At 56.5% G+C, this 23252-nt stretch carries 17 protein-coding genes; 3 read left to right on the top strand and 14 right to left on the bottom strand.

The window, feature by feature from the left end:
* Window positions 1-74: 74 nt before the first annotated feature.
* The 3 genes from OHL23_RS13750 to OHL23_RS13760 form a co-directional block, all read right to left on the bottom strand.
* Window positions 75-1502 (bottom strand): Gfo/Idh/MocA family protein, encoded by a 1428-nt coding sequence (locus tag OHL23_RS13750; RefSeq protein WP_263352472.1) that lies wholly within the window; start codon window positions 1500-1502, stop codon window positions 75-77.
* 52 nt (window positions 1503-1554) lie between these two features.
* A complete protein-coding gene (locus tag OHL23_RS13755) occupies window positions 1555-2346 on the bottom strand; it encodes a 6-phosphogluconolactonase (protein WP_263352473.1) in 792 nt (263 codons plus the stop codon).
* 103 nt (window positions 2347-2449) lie between these two features.
* On the bottom strand, window positions 2450-5770 hold the full coding sequence (locus tag OHL23_RS13760) for a TonB-dependent receptor (RefSeq protein ID WP_263352474.1): 3321 nt from the start codon (window positions 5768-5770) through the stop codon (window positions 2450-2452).
* Window positions 5771-6434: 664 nt separating this feature from the next.
* On the opposite strand from OHL23_RS13760, the gene OHL23_RS13765 reads away from it, so the two are divergent.
* Complete coding sequence (locus tag OHL23_RS13765) at window positions 6435-7568, top strand: LacI family DNA-binding transcriptional regulator (protein ID WP_263352475.1); 1134 nt, start codon at window positions 6435-6437, stop codon at window positions 7566-7568.
* A gap of 675 nt (window positions 7569-8243) precedes the next feature.
* A complete protein-coding gene (locus tag OHL23_RS13770; RefSeq protein WP_317891685.1) occupies window positions 8244-10466 on the top strand; it encodes a glycoside hydrolase family 3 C-terminal domain-containing protein in 2223 nt (740 codons plus the stop codon).
* A gap of 317 nt (window positions 10467-10783) precedes the next feature.
* Here OHL23_RS13770 and OHL23_RS13775 read toward each other — a convergent pair whose 3' ends face one another.
* From OHL23_RS13775 to OHL23_RS13785, 3 genes are all read right to left on the bottom strand, one after another.
* The gene (locus OHL23_RS13775) at window positions 10784-11245 is read right to left on the bottom strand and encodes a DUF6882 domain-containing protein (protein ID WP_263352479.1); all 462 of its coding nucleotides are present in this window, start codon (window positions 11243-11245) and stop codon (window positions 10784-10786) included.
* Window positions 11246-11255: 10 nt separating this feature from the next.
* Complete coding sequence (locus OHL23_RS13780) at window positions 11256-12485, bottom strand: dipeptidase (RefSeq protein WP_263352480.1); 1230 nt, start codon at window positions 12483-12485, stop codon at window positions 11256-11258.
* 161 nt (window positions 12486-12646) lie between these two features.
* Entirely contained in the window at window positions 12647-14665 is a 2019-nt protein-coding gene (locus OHL23_RS13785; protein WP_263352482.1) for a PP2C family protein-serine/threonine phosphatase, read from the bottom strand.
* 361 nt (window positions 14666-15026) lie between these two features.
* Between OHL23_RS13785 and apaG the strand changes: the two genes are divergently transcribed.
* Window positions 15027-15413 carry a Co2+/Mg2+ efflux protein ApaG gene (gene apaG, locus OHL23_RS13790; RefSeq protein WP_263352484.1) on the top strand — a complete coding sequence of 129 codons (387 nt, stop codon included), beginning with the start codon at window positions 15027-15029 and terminating at the stop codon, window positions 15411-15413.
* Window positions 15414-15587: 174 nt separating this feature from the next.
* On the opposite strand, the gene sdhB is transcribed toward apaG, so the two are convergent.
* From sdhB to hpnJ, 8 genes are all read right to left on the bottom strand, one after another.
* Complete coding sequence (gene sdhB / locus OHL23_RS13795) at window positions 15588-16334, bottom strand: succinate dehydrogenase iron-sulfur subunit (RefSeq protein ID WP_263352486.1); 747 nt, start codon at window positions 16332-16334, stop codon at window positions 15588-15590.
* A 100-nt stretch (window positions 16335-16434) separates the two neighbouring features.
* Window positions 16435-18204, bottom strand: a complete 1770-nt coding sequence (gene sdhA, locus OHL23_RS13800) for a succinate dehydrogenase flavoprotein subunit (protein WP_263353242.1) — start codon at window positions 18202-18204, stop codon at window positions 16435-16437.
* A 122-nt stretch (window positions 18205-18326) separates the two neighbouring features.
* Entirely contained in the window at window positions 18327-18815 is a 489-nt protein-coding gene (locus tag OHL23_RS13805; RefSeq protein ID WP_263352489.1) for a carboxymuconolactone decarboxylase family protein, read from the bottom strand.
* Between the two features lie 13 nt (window positions 18816-18828).
* Window positions 18829-19599 (bottom strand): succinate dehydrogenase cytochrome b558 subunit, encoded by a 771-nt coding sequence (locus tag OHL23_RS13810; protein ID WP_263352490.1) that lies wholly within the window; start codon window positions 19597-19599, stop codon window positions 18829-18831.
* A 362-nt stretch (window positions 19600-19961) separates the two neighbouring features.
* Window positions 19962-20585 carry a non-canonical purine NTP pyrophosphatase gene (locus tag OHL23_RS13815; protein WP_263352491.1) on the bottom strand — a complete coding sequence of 208 codons (624 nt, stop codon included), beginning with the start codon at window positions 20583-20585 and terminating at the stop codon, window positions 19962-19964.
* A 63-nt stretch (window positions 20586-20648) separates the two neighbouring features.
* Window positions 20649-21062: an EamA family transporter gene (locus OHL23_RS13820; protein WP_263352492.1), complete on the bottom strand. Its 414-nt coding sequence runs from the start codon at window positions 21060-21062 to the stop codon at window positions 20649-20651.
* Complete coding sequence (locus OHL23_RS13825; RefSeq protein WP_317891686.1) at window positions 21059-21412, bottom strand: EamA family transporter; 354 nt, start codon at window positions 21410-21412, stop codon at window positions 21059-21061. Before OHL23_RS13825 ends, OHL23_RS13820 begins: the two co-directional genes overlap by 4 nt.
* A 316-nt stretch (window positions 21413-21728) precedes the next feature.
* Window positions 21729-23219, bottom strand: coding sequence for a hopanoid biosynthesis associated radical SAM protein HpnJ (gene hpnJ, locus OHL23_RS13830; protein WP_263352493.1), 1491 nt, complete (start codon window positions 23217-23219; stop codon window positions 21729-21731).
* Between the last annotated feature and the right edge of the window lie 33 nt (window positions 23220-23252).

The following is a 23252-nucleotide window of genomic DNA, read 5'->3' on the forward strand; positions in this document are numbered from 1 at the left end:
GCTATTGCAGCCAGGCAACATTCAATATAACTGGCGCATCGTGCAGGCTATATGTCCGTTCTGTCCGTGCGCTCTCAGACTGGATGATCTACTATTTGCTCGTTGTGCGGATCCCAATACAACTTCTTGCCGCTCCAGTAGGACTGTGTCGCCATGATGCATACAAGCGAATGTGAAAATCCATGCTCAACCGTGGCGTTCGGCTGGTTGCGTGTCTGCATCGATTTAAGCCAGTTCACCAGATGATCCACATCGTCATCATCCGGACCCGTGGAGCTAGGTTCCGGCGCCCCGGGGACCTGTACAATTTCCTCACCGTCGTTCGATGGTCCCGTGATGGGAAGTTTATTGTAGACCGGTCCTGAGTCAGTGGGATCCAATTCATGCTTCCCTCCCTCGCGCGTTACCGAAAAGAGAGACGCTCCTTCACCGCCATAATTCTCTATGGTGCCTTCCCGCCCGTGAATTCTTGAAAAGCTCCGATAGCTATTTCCAAAAATCGTCTTATAGGTATACAGAAAGCCTTTCGGATATACGATGGCCGTCACGCAGGTATCAGGATTTTCCCGGCCATCTTTCCAGGTAAAGATCCCGCCGTTAGCTACCACGCTCTCTGGATACGCCTGGTCTGTCCAGAGATGTACTAAGTCACTGCCGTGGCTAAGCCACTGATCGAAAATACCTGACGAATAATCTTTATAAAGTCTGAACTCAAGATATACATGCGGATCAAACGGACGATCTGGTTTGCCGAGTAACCATCGCTTCCAGTCCGTGTCTTCTTCTTTAAGCTGCGAATTGCGGCCATAGAGCCATTGTTTCCACTTCATGTTGATGTCCATGAGCATTTCTTTGCTCCTGCCCGTGTCCATCGGTGTAAATCTCCAGCGTTCTTCGTTCACATTCCATTCCTGCTCAATATGAACAATGTCACCGATTCGTCCGGAACGAATGATGTCTCTTACCGCCAACGGATATGGCTGGCTGCGGTGTTGCGTGCCCATCTGCACCATCTGCTTGGATTGCCTGACGATGTTGCGCGTCTCAATGGCCTCGGAGAGCACATTGGCAAACGGCTTCTCGACATAGCAATCCTTCCCCGCCTTTACTACCTCCGCACACAACTTGGCGTGCTGAAAGTCGCCGGTAGCGATCATGACGCCGTCAATATCCTTCAGCGCCAACATATCTTCGGAGTACTTAAAGCTCTGCGGCTCCAGGTTGAATGCTCGCTTGACCTGTGCAGCCCGGTGCTCCCGTGCCAGGCTCCACAGATCGCAAACTGCTACCGTTTCCACGCGCACACGCTTGGAGGCAAGTTCAGCCATGTGCACGTGTCCTTCACTTCGGCCGCCGCAGCCGAGTTGACCAAGCCGAATACGATCATTCGCTCCGAGGACACGGGCGTAGGATTTAGCACTCATGCCTGCGGCGAGCATCACTCCTCCCGCCTGTTTCACGAATGTGCGACGGTCAATTCCTTCCTGTATTTTTTCGAGCATCGGATTCTCCTCCAGGCATCCAGCCGGTCCTTCGGAAACAAGGTCTAGAGAGCTAGTAAAGGTCTTTCAATTCAGCCGCGGAATCCACATCCAGATAGATCGTCACGTCAGGATGGTTGCGCAACTGGGTGGATGGGCAACTCGTCGAGATTGGTTCTTCCAGAGTACGGCGAACTGCCTGAGCCTTGCGACTTCCAGGGACCGAGACAATCAATTTCGGCACACGGAGCAAGGTTGGGATGGTGAGAGTCAATGCCTGATTCGGCACTTCTTCCAGGCTTGCAAACCAACCCTCTGATACCTGTTGCTGCTTGCATGCACTATCAAGATTAACTACCTTAATCGCCTGAGGGTCGTTGAAATCAGCCTCGTGGGGATCGTTAAATGCGAGGTGTCCGTTTTCTCCTATGCCGAGAAGACATATCTGCGGGTTGGCGAGATTGAGCTGTCGCATGTATTCGCGGCCAAATGCATCGATATCTTCAGCATTCCCATTCATCTCGAAGAACTCGCGCATGGCAACCCGCTGCGTCAGTTTCTCTCGCAGGTAAAGGCGAAAAGATGCGCGATGGTTTTCGTCGAGTTTGACATACTCATCCATGTGAAACCCAACCACCTTATCCCACGGCAACCCGGGAATCGAGGTCAAAGCTTCGAGTGTGTCGAATTGTGAGGCGCCCGTGGCGAAGATCACTCCGATCTCCTTGCCTGGTTGGGCGGAACGGCGCATTTCTTCAGCAACCGCCTGAGCGGCTGCTTCTCCAGCGCTCTTTCTGGTGGGATGTACTTCAAGTTTGATCTTGCCCGCGGTGAAACATACGACATCTTGATTTAGCGACTTCATCAATCCTCTTTTGTAAAGGTTCTCTTGGTGTCAGCCTCCCGGGAAGATCGCCCAAGCGGCACTTACCCGGGAAGCAAAGTTATAGGTCAGCTCGAGAATGGTGCTAGAAAAGTGCCTTAAGTGAAAACTGGAGAATACGTGGACTCATGGCATATGTGAGTTGTCCAAAGGCACTATCGGTGAGGCCCGTATCGGGCATGCCGAAGTTTACGTTATTTAGAGCGTTGTAAAATTCCGCCCGGAATTGAGCACTGACACCCTCTCTAATCTTGGTGTTTTTAAGCAGGGCTATGTCTGCGTCAAAATATCGTGGTCCACGCAGAACGTCCTTTCCAGAATTGCCGAATGTCCCGATGGCGTTAGCGGTAAATGCATTGGTATTAAACCACTGCTGTACAAGCTGGGTATGAGATCTGCCCGAGCTAAGAACGGCGCCCTTGATATTTGGCACGGCGAGGTCAGCCAGGTCGTTGCCTATCCCGCTGAAGGAGTTGTCATCGTTGGCGTAGATCGAGTACGGGAAGCCAGTTTGTTCGGTCGCAATTGCAGTAAGTTCCCATCCGTTGATCAGGCTTCCTGCCGGCCCATTCAGGTGAGCCGTGGGGAGTTGGTAATTTCCGGAGATCTTGAAAGTCTTGCTGATGTCTCCGTTGTCGGGACCATAATCAAAGGAGCGGCCACAAGTGCATGTATTGCTGCCGGTAGGATTCTGGCTTCCGCTGGATCCTTGTGGCCCGAAGTCATCCAATGATTTGCTCCAGGTAAAGTTGGACAGGAATGAGAACCCTTGTGTAAGTCGCTTCTGAAGCGTTAGCTGAAGCGCGTTATAGTTACTGTTCACTTCTGAATCGAGTTCATAGAGAGGGCCGAAGTTAGGATAGGGACGCCGTTGCTGCGTATTTGCTTCTGTTGATTGGCCTGGAATATAGACCGCGGCATTTGTCGCCAGCAATCCGGCCTCCTGGTCTCCGGTTCCGTTCAGATGACTTCCCAGGCTCCCCATGTAGGCGGCGCGAGCCAGCCAGCTTTGGCCAATTCCGCGCTCAAGTGTGAGGTTATATGTCAAAACAACAGGAAGACGGAAATGCTGCGAAAAATAAGGATTAAGAGATATATCCTGCGGGAAGCTGGCATTTGGGCCTGGGTTTGTTGGTCCAAATCCCGCCGGGAATGGGTTGGTGACGCCCGCGCTTCCATAGGGATTCGACAGATTGACATCGCTCAAAGATACAATTGGCGCGAACGGCGGAATGCCAACGGCATCTTCAAACGCCACGGTATTTGGAGACTCATAAAAGTATCCGGCTCCGCCACGTAGGCTGGTTTTCGCGTCTTGCGTAAGTTGATATGCGAACCCTATTCGGGGACCAAGGTTTCCGACGTTATTTTCAATAGAGGACTTGGGGCAACCCGCGTCATGATTATCTCCGCCGAAGAGCAGTCCCTGGGGCGCATTTGGGAAGCGTGTCGATTGCGAGCCAGGCTCGAAGCATGCTACCCGTCCCCGGCTATCCGTATAAGGAAAGAATGGATCCCAACGCAAACCCGCGCTCACTGTGAGACGAGGCGTCGCGCGCCAGTCATCCTGAACAAATGCGCTCCAGTTCATCCCGGTAACGTTGAGGTAAAGGCCGCCTCCCTGAGCAAAATTGGAAACCGCGCCGAGCATGAAGTCCGCCGTATTGTCCCCAGAGAGACTATTGGAGAATCCAAAGTTGCCATCCTCTTCAAACTCATTCGCCATGGGAGTACTGATACGTAAAACTTCGCCGCCAAACTGAATGGCATGCTTTCCTCGAATGAGAGTGGCCGTCTCGCGGAGGGACTGATCGCCACGCGTAAAGTCTCCATAGTGGAGGCCATGGATATAAATTCCGCCAGCTATTCTGAAATCGATGCCAGGACCGACTCCGACTGAAGGGCTTGGTGGTTGGGCGATGTTGACGCCGGCATCAGCCATATTGAAGGGGATATTTGAACGACTTCCACCCGCCTGGTTGGTGTAGCCGAAGTAGCTGTTCAGAAAGAAAGTGCTGCTGACGGAATAAAGATCGACCACACTGATGTTCTTAAGCGTGAGAGATTGCGCGGGATTGTTATTGATCTCCAGAATGTTCGTAGCCGGGGGCACAAAGATCGGAACATTGAAGTTCATCTGAAAATAGTGGCCGCTCAAATGATGCTTGCCGATGTTATAGTCCACCTTTGCCAGATACTCATCGGTGTTCTGCACCAGTGGGGCTCCATTGTAGGTCAGCTGGCGGCCGGGTCCATTAGGAAGCGGAATATGCTGCAGGAGATAGTTGGCTACCGGGCTGAATCTAGAGGTCGGGACCTGATTATTCAGAAACGGCGTTCCAGTGACCGGGTCAACGAGTTGCGTCGTGGGCAGCAAATCGGAAAAGTCGCCCTGGCGTTCAGCCGCCGTGGGCACAAATTGCACCTGGCCATTGCTGGCCGTATTAGTGCGCGTACCTTGATAGGATCCAAAATAAAAGAGCCTATTCTTCAGGATTGGGCCGCCAATGCTGCCGCCAAACTGATTTTGCTTGAGAGGGTCTGGAGATGTTGCGAAGTAATTGCTCGCATCGAGAGCATAGTTGCGAAGATATTCGAATGCGCTGCCGTGAATTTGGTCCGTGCCTGATTTAGTGACCACGTTCACGATTCCGCCCGTGGCATTGCCATAGGCTGCGCTCATATTATTCGTATCTACATTGAATTCCTGGATCGCGTCCGGATTGGGAAAGGGTAAGTTAGCGTTGATGTATGGATCGTTGAAGTCCACGCCGTCCAACAGATAGGAGACACCGTTTGCTCCGCCGCCATTCACTTTGGCGTATTGCTCACTCTGAAACGTGCCCCCCTCGCAGTTGGCCGCGCAATTTTGCGAGGTGACATTGGTTGCCCCCGGAATCAGAAAGACAAGCTGCTGTACATCGCGCCCATTTAGAGGTAAAGCCGAAACACTCTGTTGATTTATGAGTTGACCAACCGTGGCTGAGTCGGTAGTGACCAGCGACGCATCCGCCGTCACAGTCACTTGATCGGTGAACGCACCGACCTTCAATTCGATGTTCCGGCTTGCAGCCTGGCCAACGGCTAAAACAATTCCCTTTTGCACGTAAGAGGAGAAACCGGTCATATCGACGGTCAGCTCGTAGTTCCCCACAGGAAGGCTCGGGAAAAGATACTCGCCTGCCTCTCCGCTTTTCACCGTCTGGCTGAATCCGGTTTCTACTTCTCTCACCGTCACGTCGGCGCCCGGTAACGCGGAGCCCCCATTATCAGTCACAACGCCGCTCAACCGCGCTGTGGTCAATTGAGCCATCAACGTGCAAGCCGATATTAGGACGAGGAATAAACTGAACAACGCAAGGGCAGCGCCAAAATACGAGGATCTGCTTTGGTTCACTAGTTTCACTCTTGCCTCCAATGAGAAAACTTTCCTGTGGGTTCTTCCTGACTTTTCTTTATGCATCAAGCGACGAATCTACGCCTGCCTCATAGGGCAGTTTTCTCGCGACAGATGTTCACCAACCTTGCCGATGGGCAAGAAGGGCTAATCAGTCCGTCGGATGTCCAACGCTACGATCAGAAGGTCAACGAGTCTAAACTCAAAAAATGAAGTTGAAAGCGAGGTTAGGCGAGCATCTTCTTGGGGAGTCGAAGTGCCCAACATGAAAAAAGCATGAACAGACGCTAACATGAAAAAATAAGAAATGAAAGGTAAATTTACACAATAATGAGAAAGTTTCTCCAGACACCCAAAATTTGCGAAAGTGGAAGATCTGAATAGCAATCCACGCCGAGCCAAAAGCCTCCACACGCCTCTCTATCTGAAGCTCATTTGCGGCTGATTACAAGCACTTTACCCATCATCCTTCGACTGTCCATCCAGGAAAGCTGGAATGAGATGGAAAATAGGCCTGCTCCAGATCCCACCTGCCGTAGGAAAGGTTCTTCGATGCGCGGTCTCCGCAATTGCCTTTTGTGAAAATTTTCTTTATCTTTGACAGAGTTTACAGGCAAGAAAACGGCCGGGGCAACGCGCTTGCATCGTTTTTCCTAAAGCGTGTGAGAATTGAGTGGATGAAGGCAACTGGAGTAAGGCCACGCAAGGAACGCAGGAACGCATGACTGATATTCCTTCCAAAAGAAGCAAATTGGGCCTGCGGGAAATCGCTGCCGCCGCGCATGTCAGTATTGCAACTGTTTCGAGAGTCCTGAATGGAAGTAGCCGCGTCGATCCTGCCATACGAAAAAGCGTCCTGGCAGCTGCCGCAGATTTAGATATCGATTTCTCTCAGCGCAACAAGACCAAGGCGTTGGCTTTTCTTCTCAGTAACAGGAGTATGCAGCATGTCTTTCACTCCGGCATACTTCTAGGGGCAGAGGCCTATTGTGCCTCTCGTAACTGGGAACTCATCTTTCAGTCGTTCAACTACCCGTCTCAGGTTTCCGGGAGAGAACTCCACTTGCCGAATGTCGTGCAACGCCACGATATCGTTCGAGGCGTTATCCTGGCCGGCACCAACTCACCAAATCTCCTCGAGTTGCTGAACTACAAGAACATCCCGTTTGTAGTCCTCGGAAATAACGTGATAAGCGAAGTAGAACAGCTTGGATATGTTGGAGATGATGTGGTCTTTTCCAATGACATCCAAGGTGGGCAGGATGTGACTCGGCATCTGATTAGTCTCGGCCACTGCCATATCTGGTTTGTAGGCAATATTCGCCTTCCCTGGTTTGCGCGATGTTTTGAGGGTTATCGGCGCGCCATGGAGGAGGCTGGTTTACCACCTCGCCTAAGCACTGTGGATCTGGAAGACGAGACGGACATCGGCTATCTTGGCACCAAGTCTCTGTTGGCCAAAGGTGAGCCGGTCACTGCCATTTTTGCCGGCAATGATCCGACGGCGCACGGCGTCTATAAAGGATTGCGAGACGGCGGCCTGGACATTCCCGGCGATATCAGCGTTGTGGGTTGTGACGATACTGTAGGGTCGTGGCTGTACCCAGCCTTAACCACCATCCGTGAGTTCCCTGAGCTTTTAGGCAAGCAGATGGTAGAACTCTTGATCAACCGGATTACAAATCCCGGTCAAGCTCGACAGCAAGTCACGCTTCCCACAGAGCTTATCAAGCGAGAATCCTGCCGCCCGATCTCCTCTGCAACGGAAACATCGACCGCAGCGACATTCGCGCACACGACGATCTAATCCTGAGAGGAACAATCTGGCTGCTCCAGCAGAAGCAATGGCGCTGGGAAGTTAATTCCAGACTCGCGTACCGGATGGCGTTCAAACAATGGCATCAGGCCCGTGCCCCTGACGCTCAAGCGTGGACACTGATGTGGAGACAGTACGAGGCGGATACTTCTGGACCAAGCTTGCCGGATGCTTTGCATATTCCGTCCTGCCTGGTATCTAGCATTCACAGGTATTTTTACTTTCAAGGGGATTTCGGCTATTCTAGCCGTACACGGGAAAGGAGGATGATCCAGCCTATGAAATCAGACAGTTGTTCGTACCACAGTATCGATCAACGTGAGGTGACTGAGGCCTAGGGCATCGCGCCCCCCGCCCCAGTAGAAGCCCTGACGCAGAGTTCCGCGCCGGGCCACTGGCAATCGCCAAAGCGCGAGTGCCTTAGTCAATACCGCCAATCCCAACAGTTCACCCGGCAACGGCCTGCGCACTCTGATGCTCAGGCCGTTGCTGTATTTGCGCTTCAAAATCCCACCCCGCCACCCCATACTCATCGACCGCGCCGGTGGCTCAATCTACTGTCCTACCCTCAAAAATATTGCCTCGGAAATGCCAGCTCACACGTTTTACTTGTACACTTGCGCGAGTATGATGGGTATCGTCAGTACAGCATTCCGGATGGTCAGAATGAATTTTAGGTCGACTTCGCGCAACAGCATCCTCGCTGTCGCCGTCCTCACGATTTCTGTGGCAAGCAGCTTCGTCTCCGCACAAAACCCACGTCCGCACCCAGAACCGCCCTACGCACACGCCGCCTGGATGAACAAGGACCTTTCCCCGGACGAGCGCGCCGATCTGGTCATGAAAGAGCTCACGCTCGACGAGAAGATCGACTTCCTCCACGGCCAGGGCATGCCAGGCTGGGGCAAGCCCAAGCCCAACTACTACCTTGGCAACGGCGGCGCAGGCTTTGTCCTCGGCATCGAGCGCCTCGGCATTCCGTTCATCCAGATGAGCGACGCAGCCTACGGCGTGCGCTCCAGCGCCATGAACGGCCGCTACTCCACGGCGCTCCCATCCAACCTCGGCGCAGCCGCCAGCTGGGACACCGAGTCCGCCTGCGATTACGGCGCGCTCATCGGCCGCGAATTGCGCGCCCAGGGCTACAACATGACCCTCGGAGGCGGCGTCAACGTCACCCGCGAGCCGCGCAACGGGCGCACCTTCGAGTACCAGGGCGAAGACCCGATCCTCGCGGGCACCCTCGTCGGCAATCGCATCAAGTGCGAACAAGCCCAGCACGTCATCGGCGACATCAAGCACTACGCCGTCAACGACCAGGAGAGCGGCCGCAACGAGGTCGACTCCATCATCGACAAGCGATCCATGCGCGAATCCGATCTGCTGGCCTTTGAAATCGGCATCAGCGTCGGCAATCCCCAGGCTGTCATGTGCTCCTACAACGCGATCAACGGCGACTACGCCTGCGAAAACAAGTACACGTTAACCGATGTTCTGAAAAAGGACTGGGGCTTCAAAGGATTCGTCCTCTCGGATTGGGGTGGCACGCACTCGACCATCAAAGCCTCTGCAGCCGGTCTCGACAACGAAGAGCCGGGCGAAAACTTCTATGGCGATGCGTACAAGAAAGCCGTGGAAGATGGCAAGATTTCGCAAGCCGAGTTGGACGATCATGTGCATCGCGTCCTGCGTGCTGAGTTCGCCGCCGGCCTCGTCGACAACCCAATCCAGAAGAGCGTTGTCGATGTCATGGGCGGTCTTGAAACAGCCCAGCACATCGAAGAAAACAGCATCGTCCTGCTCAAGAACAGTAACCACATCCTGCCGCTCGACAGGAATTCGATCAAGTCCATTGCCGTTATCGGCGACCACGCGGATATGGGTATGATCTCGGGTGGTGGTTCGGCGCAGGTCGACCCTCCTGGCGGCACAAATCCGCCGTGGCTCGCGCACGTCTGGTTCCCTACTTCCCCACAGAAGGCGATTTCGGCCAAGATTCCGCCGGCCTCGATCAAGTTCAACTCCGGTGCAGACCCCGCTGCTGCGGCGGCGCTTGCCAGGACCTGCGATGTCGCCATCGTCTTCGTGGACCAATGGACCAGCGAAGGCATGGACCTGAAAAACCTCTCACTTCCTGACAATCAGGACGCGCTCATCGCCGCCGTTGCCGCGGCGAATCCCAAGACCGTTGTCGTGCTGGAAACCGGCACGGCAGTTAAAATGCCGTGGCTCGATCAGGTAGGCGCAGTCGCGGAAGCATGGTACTCGGGCAGCAGAGGTGCGGAGGCGGTTGCGAACGTGCTCTTTGGCGACGTGAACCCAAGCGGGAAACTGCCGATGACCTTCCCGCGTAGCGAGGCTGACCTGCCGCATCCCACCGTAGTGCAACCGCCTCCGCATTCGCAGGGAGCGTCGCCGGTGATGCGCACGGAAGGCGCGAAGGCCAGTTTCAGCGTGCACTATGACGAAGGCCTCAAGGTTGGCTACAAGTGGTACGACGCCGAGAAGAAACCCGTTCTGTTCCCATTTGGGTTTGGCCTTTCTTACACGACTTTCGCTTACTCCGACTTACATGTAACTCCGGGCGCTTCAACCAATGTCACTTTCAAAGTGACCAACACGGGAAGCCGCGCCGGAATTGAGATTGCCGAGATCTATGCCGCGCTGCCTGCCAGTGCGCAGGAGCCTCCGAAGCGTCTGGTGGGCTGGAGCCGGGTAAGTCTGGCGCCGGGCGAAAGCAAGGAAGTCTCTGTATCGATCGATCCCAAGTATCTGTCGATCTTTGACGTGGATGGAAATAAATGGAAGCTGGTTCCCGGGAGTTACAGCTTTATGGTTGGTGGGTCTTCGCAGGATCTGCCGCTGTCGAAGGCGGTTTCTCTGAACTAAGTAATGCGACAGGGCCACGTGGAACACACAATTGTTCCACGTGGAACATCTTCTAGGCCAAGGGTTGCGCCTGGCGTGTCAAGTGAATTTGTTGGAAGTTGTCTCTAGACTCAGAGTTAGAGTTGCGGAGAATTTACGGCCTTTGTGCTGTGGGTTTTGGAGTGCTTTCGGGATATAGCGCTATCGCTATATAACTGAGTGGTTTTTAAAAAGCCCCAAGTCTAAAATCCAGACCCGGGCTGACGCGCCGAACATTCGAGAGCCATTACTTCTGCGGCTTGTCGAAGGGCTGCTTCTCGGCAATTCTTCGGCGGTTCTCAGTCTGCCGAAATTTCTCGAATTTTCAGAAAAACGAGATAACAAAACCCTTCGTCGGTTGGGAATCTATATGAACCTAATCCATCTAGAACGTGCAAAGCTACCGATGTCATTTCCCAGCCAGTATGTTCGTCTGAATCGATGAAACCCGTTGTCAGCAACTCATAGCCATGGTTTTCGCCGAACTTTCGAACCTCGTCCATACCGAGATTGGAACGAGGTTCGAAATTCCGATTTGCCCACGTCCACTGCCAGCGTTCCCCCTTGGTTGTTCCGACAACCGTAACGTCAATCTGTAGAGTTGGCTTATCTGGATCGGAGAAGGTCAGAGTTACTGCATCTGCATCCCAATCCCATCGCTTGTACTTGCCGTATCTATTCCGAAAACGCTCGTTCTTTTCCATCGACTTATGGACAAGGGTATGAACCAGTTCTTCAAAGGATTCTTTTGTATCGGGCATGGAACGCATCTCACTTCTGGGGCTTGTCGAAAGGCTGCTTGTCGGTGATTCTTGGGCGATCTTCTGCCTGTAATTGCTTCGCTACCTGCTCCACTTCTTTGAAGACGCGCATGAAGTTGCCGCCGAGGATCTTGCGGCAGTCCTCCGCGCTGTAGCCGCGAGCGATCAGGGCTTCCGTGATCTTGGGCAGGTCGGCGGCAGAGTCGATCCCTTCAGGCAATTGGCCGCTAACGCCGTCGAAATCTGAACCAAGACCCACGTGATCGATGCCGGCAACTTTAGCGATGTGATCGATCTGGTCAATTAGGTCTTTCAGCGGCGGACGCGGAATGCGGTCGGCCATCTGGCGCTGGAGTTTTTCAATATCGGAGTAGGTGATCTCCTTGCCTTCGGCTTTGAACTTGTCCTTCAGCTCCTGCGTGGCCTTGTCGACTTCCGGCTTCTGGGCGATCTGGGCGTTGCGGTAGGCCTGCGAGATAAATCCGGAATAGAAGTTGACCATGATGACGCCGCCCTTGCTGTCGGGTCCGCCGGAGTTAGCGGCGGCGCGAAGCATGTCGTCGGTCATGTTGCGTGGGGCATCGCATAAGGCGCGAGCCGCAGAGTGCGAAGCAATCACTGGAGCGCGGGTGATGATGAGCGTTCGATAAAAGGTCTTGTCGCTGACGTGCGAGATGTCGACGATCATGCCGAGGCGGTTCATCTCGTAGACGACGTCTTTGCCGAATTCGCTGAGACCCTCTTTGGTGTGCGGGACTGTGGTGTCCTTGTCGTCGCCGGATGAGTCAGCCCAGCCATTCGAGTTAGACCAGGTCAGGGTCATGTAACGCACGCCGAGGTCGTAGTACATGCGCAACAGCCCGAGCGAGTCCTCAATAGAATGGCCGCCTTCGATGCCCATGAGCATGGCGTACTTGTGTTCGCGATGCGCGGCTTCGATATCTGCGGCTGTTGTGGCGAACTTGATTTCGCCGGGATGTTTCGCGGCCTGAGTGCGGACAGAGTCGATCAGTTCGAGTGTACGGCGGGCGTAGTGGCCTTTGTAGAGCTCCGGCTCGACCCAGATGGACATGAACGATGCGCCGAGGTTGCCTTTGTGAATGGCATCGAGATTGATCTGGCCGCTATTGAGTGGGTCGCTGAGATCGAAGTGCTCATCGACGAAGCGCTGAGGGGTGTCTTCATGGGTGTCGATTACAAGGGCGTTGCGATGGACTTGTGCGGGATCGATTTTGGTCACGGTATGAGTTTGATTAAGACGTGTTTTATCTGGCTGTGGCTGGGTTTGTGCGAATGCAAACGACGCAAAAAGCAAGGAGGCAGCGGCGAGGATTGGAAGAGTTTTCATGTTAGACGGGAATGACAGAACTATTGCTCGGATTGTAGCAGGGGCATTCGCGGCTAGGCGGGCACGAAATAAAGACTGACTACGGTGATGTCATCCGTCTGGCCGAAGCGTTGCGCGGTCTGGGCAATGTAGCGGGCTGGCTCGTGGCTGACCTGCTGGGTGCGTTCGAAACCAAAAAGTTCGCCTTTGGGGTCGGTGGCTTCGACAACGCCGTCGGAGAGAAATGTCAGGCGGTCGCCATGATTGAGTTGGAAGGTGGATTGCTCGTATTCGACGTTTGGAATGACGCCAAGCGGCAGGCAGGCTGCAAGCTCCAACTCGCGGCCGTCGCGGTATGGGCTGAGATGGCCGGCGTTGGCGATGGTCATCTGGCCGTTGGGGTAGATGCGAGCGCAGAGGCAGGTCGCAAATCCGGCCACTGGCCCTGAACTTGCGCCGAGCATGACCTGGTTCAAGTGCAAAAGAACTGTAGCGGGATCGTGGGAGAGTTCATTGCGGAGGGCGCCGACGAGGGTACTGGCGTTCATGGCGGCTTGCAGGCCTTTGCCGCTGACGTCGCCGACGACGATGAGCATGGAGTCGTCCTTGAGCGGCAGGACCTGGAAGAAATCTCCTCCGACGCCGTTGGCGGGAAGATAGGCGCTGTCCAGCATGAAGTTGCGATTGGAGGGCAACTGCGTGGGGATGAGCATGGCCTGAACGCTGCGCGCGGCTTCAATTTCAGCGGCGGAGCGCTGCTCTTCCTGACTGACGCGCACGAACCGGTAGAGGATAACGGCGATCAGGCTGCCCAGGAAAATGAGATAGGTCACCGTGCTGAGCGAATACTCGATCGGTCCGAGGTGGTAGATCGGGGAAGAAAAGCGGGCGGGTATCCAGCTTCGGTTTGCCGCGAAGTCGAGCAGGATGTTGATTGAGTCTGCTGTTGCGGCCAGGAAGAATGGCAGCAGCATTACGCCGGCTTCGCCGCGGCCTCGACGCCATGCGCGGAAGAGCATTACCGCGACCAGGCCGCAGAAGACAAACTGCGATGCAAGCGAGATGTATTTGAAGGCCGTATCGAGATGCAGCATTGAGGTGAGCGGCAGGAGCAGGGCGATGATCTGCCAGCCGCGCACCAGTTTTCGCGCGCTGCTGCCGGTGAATTGCAGGATGAACTCGAGCGTGGTGAAGATGAAAAGCCAACTCATCCAGACGCTGACGATTGCGAAGATATGCGACGGTATCAGGGAGAGTCCCCAGGCCGTTTCGCCGATGCCGCGCAAAGTTACCGAGAGACAGAGCAGAGCCAGCCACAGATATTCCGAGTGACTGCGCTGCGCCAGGTAAAGGGTCGCAGCCAGCCCCGCAACGCAAAAAAAGAGGAGGCTTGCGAGGATTTCTGCGATTGCATTTTTGCCCCATCGGCGGGAGTCCGCCATATCGAACGTCTCAGCGATGCTGGCTGAATCACCCAGATGAACTTTTTCTACGAGCCCATGGCTGATATCGGCGTCCGCCCAACTGCGAATGGCGATCACTACGCTGCCGTCCGCGCTTGCCTTGCTGATTGGGAGCGTAAAGGCTCCGGACTGGTACATGGCCGCCTTACTTAGGTTCCCTATCGGCATGCCCTGCGTGCGGGCAGCTTCGACGCCGTTAACGAAAACCTGCAACTGTCCGACGGAGTGCGGGACAACGAATAGCGAAAGATCGAGAACGCCGGAATCGGGGATCGGCACGGGTAGCAAGCGGAGCCGATACCATCCAAAGCCGGAATAGGTGTCGATTCCCTGATCAAGGAGCGAGGCCTGGAGATCGACTTTCGGCCATTTCGAGTCGTCGAAGTTGGGGTCGGCCCAGGCTGGGTCATCGCCGGTATGGAAGCGCCAGGAGCTATCCAGCTTGATAATGCCGTGAATCGCGGAGGGAACGACCAGGTGCTCGCGGTTATCGACGTCGACCGTGTTTTGCGTGGCGGCGGATGAAGGGGGTGGTTGGGCAGGTGGTTGCGCCCAGGTGTTGGGATTGGGGAAGCAGGCGAGCATGAGCACCAGAGGAAGCTTTGCCGCTATTTTCCTGAACGTCTTCATGCGTTTTTTCAGTGTAGCCGCAACGGAGGTTACGCGGGGAAAATGGGGCAGGTTCCCCGGAAACAGAGACCCCGGGGGTAGGGGGTAGGTCGTTTTCGCCTCTATCCTGCTCATCTTAATTGACTTGCGGGAAAAATCCGGCACTCAAAAGGACGCTTTTTGTGGGTTTTTGGGGTGCTTTTTGTGATGCTTGTTTCTCCATCGGGCGCGATGGGCAAGCTGAGATCGTCTCTTTACTCTATTTTGCGCTGTTGAAGGGTAATTGCACGCAATGGGCGGATTTGACTTCGGGACATCTGCAGATTGGGGCATCAGCCCTCCAGTCTGCTCTAATCTCTTTATGGCAGATCGGACACCGTACATGGCAATCACACGGGGAATTGCGGTAAGCGTTGAGCCCACTTACCTTGAGGCGAAGTCCTCGCCTCGGAGTTCGCAGTATTTCTGGGCTTATCGCGTGACGATCGAGAATCAGGGACGGGAAACGGTGCAATTGCTGAGCCGGCACTGGATGATCACGAATGCTCGCGGCGAATTGAATGAGGTCAAAGGGGCGGGAGTGGTTGGGGAGCAACCGGTTCTCGATCCAGGCGAAAGCTATCAATACACGAGTGGCGCGCCACTCAATACGCCGTGGGGGATGATGGGCGGAAGTTACCAGATGGAGAGCGAAAGCGGCGAGCGGTTTGATATTGAGATACCGACGTTTTCGCTGGATAGTCCGGGGCAGGGGTTGGTGGTCAATTAGGGGCCGGGATTGAGGCATTCGCGCTTTGCGCGAATTAGCCCCAGGTTTCAGAAGCGAAACCTGGGGCACCCGGCAAGAGCAAAGGCAAAAGCAGATCCTTCGCTACGCTCAGGATGACAAGCCGGTCGGGGTGCTTGACAGAATTGCACGATCGACCCGAGCCCCTTTCATGTCTTAGGCGCGTACGAAATCTTTGACTTGCTGGACGATGACGTCGCGGGAGACGTCGCTGATGGCTTCGGTCAATGGGAGTTGCTTGGGGCAGGCCTGGACGCAGTTCTGCGCGAAGCCGCACTCCTGGACGCCGCCGTCGCCCGCGAGGGCGCGCAGGCGCTCTTCTTTCAGGACTTTGCCAGATGGGTGGCTATTGAAGAGCTTGACCTGGGCGATAGTGGCTGCGCCGACGAAACCGGTCACATCGTTGAACTGGGGGCAGACTTCCATGCAGATCGTGCAAGAGATGCAGTTCGAGAGCGGGTAGGCGGCTTCCTGTGCCTGCGGGAAGATTCTGGGGCCGGAACCGAGGTCGTAGGTGCCATCGACGGGAACCCAGGCTTGGACGGCCTTGAGGTTTTCGAAGAGGACGCTGCGGTCGACGGCGAGGTCGCGCACGACGGGGAACTTGGTCAGCGGCTGGAGGCGGATGGGCTGCTCCAGTTTGTCGATCAGAGCGGTGCAGGCCATGCGGGCTTTGCCGTTGATGACCATGGCGCAGGAGCCGCAGATCTCTTCGAGGCAGTTGGAGTCGTAGGTGATCGGCGTGGTGGGCTGACCGGATGCATTGACCGGATTGGCCGCGATCTCCATCATGGCGGAGATTACGTTCATGCCCGGCTTCCAGGGCAGTTCGAATTTTTCCCACGCGGCCTCGACGTCGGGGCTGCTCTGGCGCTTGATTTCGATTTGGATGGTCTTTGCCACGTTGGATTTAACCTCAGGGGCTAAAGCCCCATTGCTCTTTGATCCTGATGTACGGGCTAACGCCCGTACCCTTCAAAGTCCCGGCCCGTTGATCGGACTGCTAGTATTTGCGGGGGCGCGGGGCGATGTACTGCGTGTCTACGGCTTCGAATTCGAAGCGCGGCTCGTCGGCGTCTGGCGCGAAGGTAGCCTTGGTGGTCTTGAGGAACTTTTCGTCGTTACGGTCCGGGAAGTCGGGCTTGTAGTGCGCGCCGCGGGACTCATCGCGGAGGGCTGCGCCCTGCGCGACTACTCGCGAGATCTGCAGCATGTTGTAGAGCTGGCGGGTGAAGGCGAAGCTGGTGTTGGCCCACTGGCTCTTGTCGCTGAGATTGATGTTGCGATAGCGTTCGAGGAGTTCGACGATTTTTTCGTCGGTCTTCTGGATGTTTTTGTTGTAGCGGATGACGGTGCAGTTGGCGGTCATGGTTTCGCCGAGTTCACGCCAGATCTTGAATGGGTTTTCCGTGCCGCTGGAGGTCATCAGTTGCTTGTTGATGCTCTCCTGACGGGCGAGTTCGTGGGCCGCGCCGCCGTCGCCCGGCGCGGCTGTCAGGCTCTTGGCGTAAGCAATGGCGTTGGGACCGGCCTGGAATCCGCCGAAGATGCAGCTTACGAGTGAATTGGCGCCGAGGCGGTTGGCGCCGTGGTACTGGTACTCGGCCTCGCCCGCTGCGAAGATGCCGGGGATGTTGGTCATCTGGTTGAAATCGACCCAGAGGCCGCCCATAGTGTAGTGCATGCCGGGAAAGATCTTCATTGGAACTTCGCGGGGGTCGTCGCCGACGAATTTCTCGTAGATTTCGAGGATGCCTTCGAGCTTGCGGTTCAGGGTTTCCTTGTCGATGTGGGTGAGGTCAAGATAGACCATCGGCTGGCCGTCGATGCCGAGCTGGTGCTCGTAGACGACCTTGTGAATGGCGCGGGTGGCGACGTCGCGAGGGACGAGGTTGCCGTATTTCGGATACCACTCTTCGAGGAAGTACCAGCGGTCGGACTCGGGGATGGACTTGCCTGGGCGATTGTCGCCCGCTGTCTTGGGGACCCAGACGCGGCCGCCTTCGCCGCGCGCGGACTCGGACATGAGGCGGAGCTTGTCTTCGCCAGGGATGCAGGTGGGGTGGACCTGGATGAATTCGCCGTTGGCGTAGTACGCGCCCTGCTGGTAGAGGGCGGATTGGGCGGAGCCGGTGCAGACGACGGAGTTGGTGCTCTTGCCGAAGATGGCTCCGTTGCCTCCGGTCGCGATGATGATGGCGTCGGCGGCGAAGGTGCGCAGCGCCATTGAGCGGAGGTCCATGGCACAGATGCCGCGAGCTACGCCGTTTGTATCGAGGACGGCGGATAGGAACTCCCAGCCTTCGTACTTCTTGACTTTGCCTTCAGATTCGTAACGGCGGACCTGCTCGTCGAGCGCGTAGAGAAGCTGCTGGCCGGTGGTGGCTCCCGCGAAGGCGGTGCGATGGAAGAGTGTGCCGCCGAAGCGGCGGAAATCAAGCAGGCCTTCGGCGGTGCGATTAAAAGGGACGCCCATGCGGTCTAGGAGATCGATGATGCCGGGGGCGGCTTCGCACATGGCCTTGACGGGCGTCTGGTTGGCGAGGAAGTCGCCGCCGTAGATGGTGTCGTCGAAGTGCTTCCAGGTGGTGTCGCCTTCGCCTTTCAGATTCTTGGCGGCGTTGATGCCGCCCTGGGCGCAGACCGAGTGCGAACGCTTGACCGGGACGATGGAAAACAGATCCACGGTGCCGCCTGCTTCGGCGATCTTGATGACGGCTGCGAGTCCGGCGAGCCCTCCGCCAACGACGATGATTTTAGGTGCTGCCATGATTGGAGTGATTCCTTCCCTGTTCTTGTTCGACCCTCAGGGGCTAAAGCCCGCCCACTTGCCTGGCCTATCTGTACGGGCTGAAGCCCGTACCCTTCCTATTTACAACCCACAACCAGTTCGGCTCATACGTGAGCCGGTTCGCGTTCCGGCTTTGGAATCGGCGGGGTGAATTGCAGCGGCCCGGCGATGCGGTTCCATGTATTGATGAGGGCGACGGCGGTTGTGAGCGATGCTAATTCGCTTGGAGAAAACTGGGCCGAAACGCCTGAGTAGTCTTCGTCGGTGACGTGGTCACCGGCAATAAAGGTGAGCTTTTCCGTCCAGCGCAGGGCTGCCTGTTCGCGAGCCGAGAAGATGCCGGCTTCGCGCCAGACTATGAGCAGGTCGAGCTTTTCCCGGGGGACGCCGAGTTTGCGGGCTGCGTTGAGGTGGTACTGGGTGCAGAAGGCGCAGCCGTTGATCTGCGAGGCGCGCAATTTAAGCATCTCGACGAGGTCGTGTTCGAGGCCAGAGGCGGCGACGGCCTGACTGAGCGAGGTGAGAGCGGCGTAGGCCGCCGGTACGAGCTTCTGATATTCCTGCCAACTGATGCGTGCGGTTGAGGGCGACATACGTTTCTCCTCTCTAAACTTGCGAATACGAAGCGGAAGTTACGAGTGAGCTTGTTGCCGGAGTTGCATCCTCCGGGGCGTTTTTGTAATCGGGTCCAACGAAGGCGTAGAGGCTGGCGAGGCCGAGGCCGCAGAGCAGGATTCCAACAGCGGCGCAGACGTAGCCGAAGCGCTTGCGGGCTTTGTTGCCGGGAGTGATGCCCCACTTGGCGGCAAAGAGCCAGATGCCGTAGGAGAAGTGCCAGCAAACGGCGATCATGGCGATGGCGTAGACGGCGAGCATCCAGGGGTTTGCTAGCTCCTGCTGGACTTTATAGAAGGCTGCGCCGGGATGTTCGGGCAGGTTGACGCCCATGAATCGCTGACGCAATACGTGCTGGATGATGTAGACGAAGGCGATGTAGCCGGTCCAGCGCTGGGTGACGTACATCCAGTTGCCGGCCCAGGGGTAGTAAATAACGTTGCTCTTGCCGCGCAGGGCGATGTAGACGCCGTAGAGGGCGTGATAGGCGAGCGGGATGAAGATGAGGCCCCACTCAAGGACGCGGACGAGAGGCAGGCTGTTGAGGAACTTGACCTGCGCGGCGTAAGCTGCGGGGCCTTTGAGCGCCTCGAAGTTGGAAAGGATGTGTTCGATGAGGAATGCGCCGATGGGCACGATGCCGGAGAGCGAGTGCAGCTTGCGCAGCAGGAAGGAATGGCCCTTGCCGGCGCGGAGAGGCTCTACGCCGGGCGCCAGTTTATGAGTTGATTCGCTGGCGGCAGGACGGGCGGCGGTTGCCATGAATTTAGAACTCCTGATAGCGGATATAGCGACTCGGCGCGGGTGCTCTGAAATGTCGAATCTAATGTGCATTATTGGTGGCGGGTCTTGGCACCGTCAAGGAAGCGGGGCTGGGGTTTGCCGCATTGCGAAAAAGGCCACAAAAGCCGATAAACCTTCGGCGCGGAGAAATCCGCTGTCAATCATAAGAGCTAGTTGTTTCAATCTAAGAGGCCCCAAAAGCAAACCCCGGAGCTTTCGCTCCGGGGTTTGCGAGATACAAGCTCGCCTACGAGCGTACGGAATGCCTTATTGTTTCTAGATTGCACGTGTGTATCAAGAGAAGCGGATAGCGTATTTCCGCTGGATTTACGGTCGGATATTCAAAATGTAAGCCGCGGCAGGAGGTCCGCAAATGCCAGGCCACGATGGCTGATGGCGAATTTGACGTTGATGTCGAGGTCTGCCATGGTCTGGTCGAGATCTGGAAGGTAAAAAAGCGGGTCGTAGCCGAAGCCGCCTGTGCCGTGTGGAGCTTCGAGAATCAGGCCTTCGACGGTGCCTTCGGATGTAAGAATCACTTCCCCGTCGCGGGCGGCGGCGAGGACGCAGCGATAGCGGGCCGTGCGGCGGGTCATGGGTACGCCATCGAGCTTTTGCAGGAGAACGATGTTGTTCCAAACGTCGGTGTTGTCGTTGGCGTCTGGGGAGTCGGTGAGGCCGCTGTCGGCGGCGAAGCGCGCGGAGCGGACTCCGGGTGCGCCGTCGAGGGCGTCGACTTCGAGGCCGGAGTCGTCGGCGATGACCAGTTCGCTGGGTGCGAAGCCGCTGTAGTAGACCGCCTTGGTGATCGCGTTTTGCTCGAATGTCTCGCCGTGCTCATGCGGGGCGGGGATGGTCCGAAGGCCGGGGACTGGGTCGATCGCAATTTGGTACTCTTCGGCTGCTTCGCGGAAGTCGGCTAATTTACCCGCGTTGGTGGTGGCAACAAATAGGCGGAGGGCCATGTTGCGAGTGTAACTGGAGTGAATCGATTTTTGCGCGGGATTGAATTTGAAGACGGAATTCGTTTAATGGGCGAGCAGGTAGACGCCGATGCAGACCAGAACGGCCGCAGTCCAGCGGCGTCGGTCGACGTTTTCCTTGAGAAAGATCTTGCCTGCGACGGCGTTGGTGACGAGGGTGAGGGAGGCTGAGGCCGGCGCGACGAGGCTGAGATTCAAGTGGTTGAGGGCGAAGAGCAACGAGAAGAATGCCAGTGCCAGAAATCCGACGCCTGCGAAGAAAAGCGGGCAGGTCACGACGGCTCGGATTGCGCCTTTGAGTCCGGAGTGAGCGCGGATGTCGTCGAGGTCGCCGATGGATTTCATCGCGGCCGCGGTCAGGACTTCTCCGGTGGTCGAGCACAAGACGACGGCGGCGATCATGGCGGAGGCGGTCAATGGTCCGGGAAGGGGAGCAGGAGCGAAAAGGGCGAGGATCATTTCGCGGCCACCTCCGGTGAGGAATTGACTTCGGCAGGAATTTCCGTGCGCGAAGGACCTTGCGCCACGAAGCCTACGCCGACGGTAATGAGCAGAATCCCAGCCCAGCGGGCGGTCGAGATCGGTTCGTGGAGCCAGAAGCGCGAAAGCAAGGCAACGATGACATTGCCGAAGGCCGTGGCAGGCAGAACAAAGGTGAGGTCAGCCCACGAGAGCGCCGTGAGATAGCTGGCGAAAAAGCCGATGAGCAGGGCAATTCCGGCAGCGATCCAGGGGGTGAAGACGGCGCCGATCAGAGAAGCGATGAGTTCGCCGGGGTGGGCGAGGCTGATGGCGGGCAGATCTCTCATGCCGCGTGAAAGACAGGTATCGCCGAGAGGGGCGCAGATGGCTACCAGGGCCAGAATCAGGTACTGGCTCGCTTTCAGCCTGGAATGTGTACTCGAAGAGATAGCGTATGGCTCCCAGCTTTTTGGTTTTCAGCCAAAAGCTCGTAAGGACTGAGCTGTCAACGGTGCTTACAATCAGGAAAATTCCAACCCGTCGCGAAAATCCGACCTGGTCAACTTAACCCTTTACTTAGACTCAGAGCGCCCGGACTCGGTTCCAAAAGTGATGGCGGCAGCCCGGTTGGGTCCTGCCGCCGTTTGCAAACAGAGTTTGAAGCTACGCTCCGGCGCTCAGTGGGTCCGGAGATTTGCCCTGGAGCTTCTTGGCGTCCTTGACCATCTTGTTGCGCTGTGCGCGCAGCTTGAGGAAGGCTTTGGCTTCGACATAGAGACGGGGAACGTCGCGGTTGACGATGGCCTTCCAGATGACGCGGAATGCAGCTTTGGGCCGGAAATAGTAGGCGTCGTAGAACTTGTGCACCATCTCCAGAACATATTCCTTGGGCAGGCCGGGGTATTCGATATGCGCCATCTGGTGGCCGCCAGCATCGCTCATCGCGTCCTGGTTGGTGATGAAGCCGTTCTTTTCGGCGTAGTCGAAGAACTCGGTGCCGGGATAGGCGTGGGCGATGGAAACCTGGATGGTTTCTACGTCGAGGGACTTGGCGAAGTTGATCGTGTTCTGGATAGACTCTTTCGTCTCGCCGGGAAGGCCGAGAATAAAGTCGCCGTGAACGACGAGGCCGAGGTCGTTGCAGTCCTTGGCGAAGGCGCGGGCACGCTCGACGGTGGCGCCCTTCTTGATGTTCTTGAGAATCTGCGGGTCGCCAGACTCGAAGCCAACGATGAGCAGGCGGCAGCCCGCATCCTTCATGGCCTTCAGGGTTTCGCGATCTGTAGTGACGCGCGAGGTGCAGGACCAGGTCAGATTGAGGGGCTTGAGCTTTTCGCAAAGCTCGACGGTGCGGGCCTTCTGGATGTTGAAGGTGTCGTCGTCGAAGAAGAACTCCTTGACCTCGGGGAAGTTTTCTTTGGCCCACTTGAGCTCGGCTGCGACGTCATCGGTGGAACGCTTGCGCCAGGCGTGACCGCTGAGGGTCTGCGGCCAGAGGCAGAAGGTGCACTGGGCCGGGCAACCGCGCGTGGAGTAGAGCGAGATGTAGGGGTGCAGCAGGAACGGCACATTGTAGCGAGTGACGTCCATGTCGCGCTTGTATATCTTGGTGGCCCAGGGCATCGCGTCTAGGTCTTCGATCTGGGGGCGGTCGGGATTGTGCACGACTTTGCCGTTTTCGAGGTAGCTGATGCCGAGGATTTCATTGAGCGGCTTGCCCTGAGCGTACTCGACGACGGAGTAGTCAAACTCGCGGCGGCAGATGAAGTCGAGGGCGTGGCACTCGTTGAGGGCCTTGTCGGGCGAAGTCGTGACAGGCGGGCCGACGAAGGCAATCCGGATCGAGGGATTGGCCGCCTTGATGGCTTCCGCGAGGCGCTGATCGCCTTCCCAGCCTACCGTCGAGGTGAAGAGCACGAGGAATTCGTAACCCTTGCAGATCTCGATGGTCTCGGTGGCGCTGACGTGGTGCGGCGGCGCATCGAGCAGACGCGACCCTTCCAGGAGACCGGCGGGATAGGCGAGCCAAACCGGATACCAGTAGGACTCGATCTCGCGGGTAGCAGGCCAGCGCGAGCTGGCGCCACCGTCGAAGTTCTCGAAGGAAGGCGGATTGAGGAAGATCGTTTTCAGTGGCGTGCTTTTCGTTGGCATGGACATCCTCTTGATTCTAACATTTTGGCGGTT

This window comes from Acidicapsa acidisoli, from assembly GCF_025685625.1.
In the GTDB taxonomy this organism is placed as follows: domain Bacteria; phylum Acidobacteriota; class Terriglobia; order Terriglobales; family Acidobacteriaceae; genus Acidicapsa; species Acidicapsa acidisoli.